The 6839-nt window shown below is 69.8% G+C and carries 5 protein-coding genes and 1 pseudogene; 2 read left to right on the forward strand and 4 right to left on the reverse strand.

Annotated elements, in window-relative coordinates; all coding sequences use genetic code 11:
- Window positions 1-54: 54 nt before the first annotated feature.
- Window positions 55-540: a Na(+)/H(+) antiporter subunit C gene (locus CVO76_RS11365; protein ID WP_208739327.1), complete on the reverse strand. Its 486-nt coding sequence runs from the start codon at window positions 538-540 to the stop codon at window positions 55-57.
- Window positions 537-3533, reverse strand: coding sequence for a Na+/H+ antiporter subunit A (locus CVO76_RS11370; protein ID WP_208739328.1), 2997 nt, complete (start codon window positions 3531-3533; stop codon window positions 537-539). Before CVO76_RS11370 ends, CVO76_RS11365 begins: the two co-directional genes overlap by 4 nt.
- 155 nt (window positions 3534-3688) lie before the next feature.
- On the opposite strand from CVO76_RS11370, the gene CVO76_RS11375 reads away from it, so the two are divergent.
- Entirely contained in the window at window positions 3689-5077 is a 1389-nt protein-coding gene (locus tag CVO76_RS11375; protein WP_208739329.1) for an MFS transporter, read from the forward strand.
- Between the two features lie 4 nt (window positions 5078-5081).
- Here the strand turns inward: CVO76_RS11375 and dcd are convergent, their stop codons facing one another.
- Both dcd and CVO76_RS11385 read right to left on the reverse strand, forming a co-directional pair.
- The gene (gene dcd / locus CVO76_RS11380) at window positions 5082-5657 is read right to left on the reverse strand and encodes a dCTP deaminase (RefSeq protein WP_133081329.1); all 576 of its coding nucleotides are present in this window, start codon (window positions 5655-5657) and stop codon (window positions 5082-5084) included.
- Window positions 5658-5689: 32 nt separating this feature from the next.
- A complete protein-coding gene (locus CVO76_RS11385; RefSeq protein WP_208739330.1) occupies window positions 5690-6544 on the reverse strand; it encodes a tryptophan 2,3-dioxygenase in 855 nt (284 codons plus the stop codon).
- Window positions 6545-6612: 68 nt separating this feature from the next.
- Between CVO76_RS11385 and CVO76_RS11390 the strand changes: the two are divergent.
- Window positions 6613-6839, forward strand: a pseudogene (locus CVO76_RS11390) (M4 family metallopeptidase); the annotation flags it as partial.

The raw sequence follows: 6839 nt of genomic DNA on the forward strand, positions 1-6839 counted from the left end.
CCGCCGCTCCGAGGAACGGCAGGACGACGGCGAGGGGCGCGAGGTCGGCGGCGATCATCGGCGGACCCCGGCCGTCGGCCCGTCGGGCCCGGGCCCGCCGTCGGGCACGGTCGCGGAGCCCTCGTCGTCGGAGAATTCGGAAGTATCGGCAGCGATGTCGGCGTCGTCCTCGTAGTCGTAGCTGTCCTGGTCCGCGACGCGGCGATCCTCGGGATCGTCCTGGACGCTGTCCTCGCGACCCAGCACCCACGAGCGGTAGATGATGCCCAGCATGAAGGCCGTCACGGCGAAGGTGATGACGATCGCCGTCAGGATCAGCGCCTGCGGCAGGCTGTCCGTATACCCCTCGGCCGGTGTCCCCGCGACGTAGAGCGGGGACTTCCCGCCGCCTCCGCTCATCGCGAGGATCAGGATGTTGGCCCCGTTGCCCATCAGGATCAGGCCCAGGAGCACGCGGGTCAGGCTCCGTTCGAGCAGCAGGTAGATCCCGGCGGCGAAGAAGGCGGCCATCAGCGCGATCAGGGTGATGTTCACGGTCATGGCTGTGCTCCTTCCACGGCGGGCGGGACGAGGGCATCGGAGCCGGGGTGTTCCTCGACCGGGCTCTCGGTCTCGCTGCGCTCGTCGATCTCCGACCCGAGGCTGCGCAGGACGTCAAGGACGAGACCGACGACGATGATGTAGACGCCGATGTCGAAGACGGTCGAGGTCACGAACTTCACGTCGCCGAAGACCGGCAGCCAGAACTCCAGGATGTAGCTCTCGAGGACCGCTCCGCCGAACAGGAGCGGGGCGGCGGCCGTCAGCGAGACGATCGCGAGCCCCACGCCGAGCAACGCGCCGGCGCTGACCGGGCTGGCCTCCGCGAGTTCGAACCGTCCACCGGCGAGGTAGCGGACCGCGAGCGCGATCCCTGCCATGAGCCCGCCGGCGAACCCGCCGCCCGGGAGGTTGTGGCCGGCGACCAGGAGGTAGATCGACAGGAGGATGATCGTGTGGAAGAGCAGGCGCGTGATGACCTCGAAGATGATCGACCGCCGCTCGGGCGCGAGGGTCCTGCCCGCGACGAGCCAGGGGTCCCGCGGAACATCGGCGAAGCGGGCCGCGAGCAGGCGGGCGGCGGACTCCCGGCCCCCGGCGTTCAGCGGCTCCTGGCCCCGGTCGACCGACCCGTCCTCGACGTCATCGGCGCGTCGCCTCCGATCACCGCGTCCGCGGATGAAGATCAGGCTCGCGATGCCGGTGGCGGCGATCGCGAGCACGGTGATCTCGCCGAGCGTGTCCCAGGCGCGGATGTCGACGAGCAGGACGTTGACGGCGTTCGCCCCGCCGCCCTCGTCGTACGCCAGTTCCGGGTAGGCGAGGGAGATGGGCGCGGCATTCCGGGAGGCCATGGCCGACATCGCGATGACGGCCATGATGCCGCCGAACGCGATGCCGAGACCCGCCCGGAGCAGGCGGTGGCGGCTTCCGCTGCTGTTCCACAGGCGGGCCGGCAGCGAACGCAGCGCGAGGACGAATGCGACCAGGACGATCGTCTCGACGAGCATCTGGGTGAGGGCGAGGTCGGGTGCGCCGTGCAGGGCGTAGATGACCGCCATGCCGTATCCGGTGATGCCGACCATCAGGACGGCCATGAACCGCTTGTCGGAACGCAGCGCCGCCAGGATCCCTCCGAGGATGACGACCGCCGCGACGACCTGGGCCGGCGATTCGGCGATCCGGAAGTCCGAGGGCAGCGGGGCATCGAACAGGATCAGTGCCGCGAGCGGTGTGGCGACGGCGGTGGCCAGGATCACGAAGAGGTAGAAGGAGAGCGAGCCGCGCTGGGTGCGCCCCGTGATCCAGACGGCGACGTCGTCCAGGACGCCGATCAGGGACCGGTAGAGCACCTCCGCTTCCCGCACGGCCGGCAGGCGGCCCTGCAGCCGCTCGAAGGGCCGCCGCAGCAGGTAGAGCGCGACGCCGGCACCGATGGTCACCATCGAGAGCAGCAGCGGGAGGTTGAACCCGTGCCACAGGGCCAGGTGCGGGGTGGCGGCCCCGTCCGGGAACAGCCGGGCGTACGGCTGGATCGCGGCATCCAGGGGTGCCGGCCACAGCCCGAACAGCACCGAGGCGACGGCGAGCAGGGCCGGCGCGAGCAGGAAGGAGATCCGGACGCGCTTGAACGGCGTCTGCGGCTCGCCGTGCTTCAGCGCGAAGGCACCCCACACGAACCGCGCGCTGTACGCGAAGGTGAGGATCGAGCCGAGGACGATCCCGCCCAGCAGGAGCGTCCCGGCCGGACCGTCCTCGGCGCGGTGCGCGAAGGCCTCGAGGACGGACTCCTTGGCCACGAACCCGAGCAGGGGCGGAACGCCCGCCATCGATCCGGCCGCCACCAGCGCGACCGCGAAGAGCGCCGGTGACGTGGCGCCGACGCCGGACAGCACCCGGAGGTCGCGCGTCCCGGACTGGTGGTCGATGATCCCGACCACCAGGAAGAGCGTCGCCTTGAAGAAGCCGTGGGCCAGCAGCAGCCCGAGGCCGGCTACCGCGCCGTCGGGTCCGCCGAGCCCGACCACCATGGTCAGGAAACCGAGCTGGCTCACGGTCCCGTAGGCCAGGACGAGCTTGAGGTCGAACTGGCGCAGCGCGCGCCACCCACCGAGCAGCATCGTGGCCATCCCGAGGACGAAGATCACGGGATACCAGAAGGTGGTCTCGCCGAACCCCGGGGCGAAGCGCGCGACGAGGAAGACCCCGGCCTTCACCATGGCCGCTGCATGGAGGTACGCACTCACGGGCGTGGGCGCGGCCATCGCTCCCGGCAGCCAGAAATGGAACGGGACGAGCGCGGACTTGGTGATGGCGCCGACGAGGACCAGCGCGATCGCGATGTCGACCAGCGCCCCCCGCCCCGCGAGCGCCTGGGCGCCGGCGAGGATCTCGGAGATCCGGTAGGTGCCCGCCGCCTCCCCGAGCATCACCAGGCCCACCAGCATCGCCAGTCCGCCGAAGGTCGTGACGATGAGCGCCTGCAGCGCCGAACGCCTGGCCGACAGCCGCTGACGCGCATAGCCGATGAGCAGGTAGGACAGGATGGTCGTCAGTTCCCAGAAGATGAACATGAGGATCAGGTCATCGGCGGTGACCAGCCCGAACATGGACGCGGCGAAGGCCAGCAACTGTGCGCCGAAGGCACCGACGTCCGGGTCGTCGCTCTTGAAGTAGCGCGCGCAGTAGAAGAGGACCAGTGCTCCCACGCCGAGGATCAGGATGCACAGGACGGCGGCGAGCGCATCGAGCCGGAAGGCGAGCTCGAGCTGCAGGCTGGGGATCCACGGGATCACCACGGACGGCGGCGCACCGGGCCGGCCGTTCGGCGCACCCTGGTCCGCCGCGAGGACCTGCGGCAGCTGGACCAGAAGCCAGGCGAAGCCGGCAGCAGGGGCGGCGGCGAGGATGAAGAAGGCCGACCGGCCGAGCCGCGAGAAGAGGAAGGGCGCTCCGAGTGCCAGCGCGAACATCGCTAGCAGCACAGGGATCATGGGAGTCTCGATCTTCCACTGGGGGTCGGTCGGGCTACCCCCAGTCTATCGAACGAATGGGCGCGGCCTTCCACGGATACCGGCCGGTCCGGCTCGCCGCGCGCCTTCGACGGGTGCGGGCGTGACCAGGATCATACGGCGCTAGCATTCACCGTATGAGTACCCATCAGCAGGTTCCGCCCCCCGCGGAGGCCCCTGCTCCCCTTCCGGCCGTGGGCTCAGGCCGCATCTTCAGCAAGCCCGTCCTCGCCTGGGCGTCGTGGGACTGGGGCTCGGCGGCCTTCAACGCCGTCATGACCACGTTCGTCTTCACGGTGTACCTCACGTCGGACGCCTTCGGCGGTGAGGAACGGGCCTCACAGGTGCTCGGCTGGGGCCTCGCGGTCGCCGGCCTGCTGATCGCCCTCCTGGCTCCGGTCACCGGGCAGCGCTCGGACAGCGGGGGGCGCCGCAAGCTGTGGCTCGGCGTGAACACCCTGATCGTGGCCGTGCTGACCGCGCTGTGCTTCTTCGTGTTCCCAAGCCCCGGGATGCTGGTCCTCGGCGTCGCGCTCATCGCCGCCGCCCACATCTTCTTCGAGTTCGCGGGCGTCAACTACAACGCGATGCTGACCCAGATCTCGACCCCGTCGACGATCGGCCGGGTCAGCGGTTTCGGGTGGGCCATGGGCTACGTGGGCGGCATCGTGGCACTCGTGGTGGTCCTCGTGGTGTTCATCCAGCCGGTCGTCGACTGGGCGGGCGCCTCGAGCGAGGACGGCCTGAACATCCGGCTGGTCGCCGTCTTCTCGGCCCTGTGGTTCGCCGCGTTCGCCCTGCCCGTGATGTTCGCCGTGCCGGAGGTCCCCCGGCGGGCCCGGGCCGCCCAGCTGGGGTTCCTCGCCTCCTACGGTCTGCTGGTGCGGCGCGTGAAGGCCATCTACCGGGAAAGCCCCCACACCATCTTCTTCCTGCTCGCCAGTGCCATCTTCCGGGACGGCCTCGCCGCGGTCTTCACCTTCGGCGGGATCCTGGCGGCCGGTGCGTTCGGGTTCTCCGCGAGCATGGTGATCGTCTTCGCCATCGCCGCCAACGTCATCGCCGCGGCGGGCGCCGTGATCGGCGGCTTCCTCGACGACCGCATCGGCCCGAAGCGCGTGATCATCGGCGCCCTGGTGGGCCTGCTGGTGGCCGGGACGGCGATCCTCCTGCTCGGGACCGAGACGCATTCCTTCTTCGGCATGGACTGGACCTCCGACACGACCTTCTGGGTCTTCGGGCTGCTGCTGACCCTGTTCGTCGGACCGGCGCAGGCGTCGTCGCGGGCCTACCTCGCGCGGCTGGCGCCGGTCGGCGACGAGGGCGAACTGTTCGGCCTCTACGCCACGACGGGCCGTGCGGTGAGCTTCCTCGCCCCGACGCTGTTCGCCCTGTGCATCGGGGTGTTCGGCTCGCAGCTGTACGGCGTGATCGGGATCCTCGTGGTCCTGCTCGCGGGACTCCTCGTCCTGCTGCCCGTCCGGCCGCCGGCCCGGGTGGTGCGTGCCGTCGTGCCCGAGGCGTGAGGGCTCAGATGCCCGTGCGGTGGAAGTTGAGGTGGCTGCGCGACGCCGTCGGGCCCCGCTGTCCCTGGTAGCGGTTGCCGTACTCCCCCGACCCGTAGGGGTGCTCGGCGGGCGAGGTCAGCTTGAAGAAGCACAGCTGGCCGATCTTCGAACCGGGCCACAGCTTGATGGGCAGGGTCGCCATGTTGGAGAGCTCCAGGGTCACGTGCCCGGAGAAGCCGGGATCGATGAAGCCCGCCGTCGAGTGCGTGAGGAGCCCGAGCCGGCCCAGCGACGACTTGCCCTCGAGCCGCGCCGCGATGTCGTCGGGAAGCGTGACGGTCTCATAGGTGGACCCGAGCACGAACTCCCCCGGGTGGAGGATGAACGGCTCGTCGGGTGCGACCTCGACCAGGCGCGTGAGGTCCGGCTGGTCCTCGGCTGGATCGATGTGGGCGTACTTGTGGTTGTCGAAGAGCCGGAAGTAGCGGTCGATGCGGACATCGACGCTGGAGGGCTGCACCATCGCGGGATCGAAGGGTTCGAGGACGATCCTCTGGGCGGACAGTTCTGCTCGGATGTCGCGGTCGGAGATCAGCACCGTCCAAAACTACCAGCACCGATCCGCGCCCTTCAGCGGCCGATCTCGGTGCGGACGGCGAAGAGCTCGGGGAAGAAAGTCAGCTCGAGCGCCCGCTGGAGGAACCCGACGCCGGACGACCCCCCGGTGCCGGGCTTGAATCCGATCGTCCGCGCGACGGTCTTCAGGTGGCGGAAGCGCCACAGCTGGAAGTTGTCCTCGAGGTCCACGAGCTCCTCGCAGGCCTCGTAGATGTCCCAGTGGCCCGCGGCGTCCTCGTACACCTCCTTGTAGACGGCGACGAGCGCGGGATGGAACTCGTGCGCCACCCGGACGTCCCGCCCGAGCAGGTCTGCCGGGATCGCATACCCGCGCCGTGCCAGGAGCGCGATGAACTCGTCGTACACGCTGCTCCGGTCCAGGAGGTCCGAGAGGAGGGCCTCGGCCGCGGGGTCCGCCGCGAACACCTGGAGCATGGCCTCGTTCTTGTTGCCGAGCAGGAACTCGACGGCGCGGTACTGGTAGGACTGGAAGCCGCTCGAGGACCCCAGGTCGCCGCGGAACTCCGCGTACTCGGACGGCGTGAGAGTCGCCAGCACCGACCACTGCTCCGTCAGGGAGCGCTGGATGTGCTTGATGCGTGCGATCCCCTTCATCGCCGCCCTCAGGTCGTCCCCCTGCAGCTTCAGGCGCACGGCCGTGAGTTCGTGCAGCACGAGCTTGAGCCACAGCTCGGAGGTCTGGTGCTGGATGATGAACAGCATCTCGTCGTGGTGTTCGGGCGAGCTCACGGGATGCTGCGCGTCGAGCAGCCGGTCCAGCTCCAGGTACGACCCGTAGCTCATCTTGTCCGAGAAATCCCGCTCGATGCCCTGCTCCAGGCTGCGCGTGTTCCGCTCTGCACTCATGGCGCAAGCCTACGTGCCGAGGATTGTCGGCCTCCGGGTCTAGGTTGGGTCCAACCGAAGGAGGCCCCATGCAGCGAATGCACTGCAGCATCGTCCCACCACACCTTCTCACCCGCCTCGCGGCCCTTCAGGATCCACGGCTCACGGTCGCCGCCCGGGCGGCGCGGCACGCGCTGCTGGAGCTCGACCCCGTCCTGCAGGTCCGCTCGGAAGCCCTCAGCGCGCCCGTGCGGAGGGCCGCCGTGGTGGGGACCCTGACCCGGCGCATCTCCGACGCGGGCGGCCGCGAAGAGCT

Source organism: Arthrobacter agilis, from assembly GCF_002953615.1.
GTDB lineage: Bacteria > Actinomycetota > Actinomycetes > Actinomycetales > Micrococcaceae > Arthrobacter_D > Arthrobacter_D agilis_B.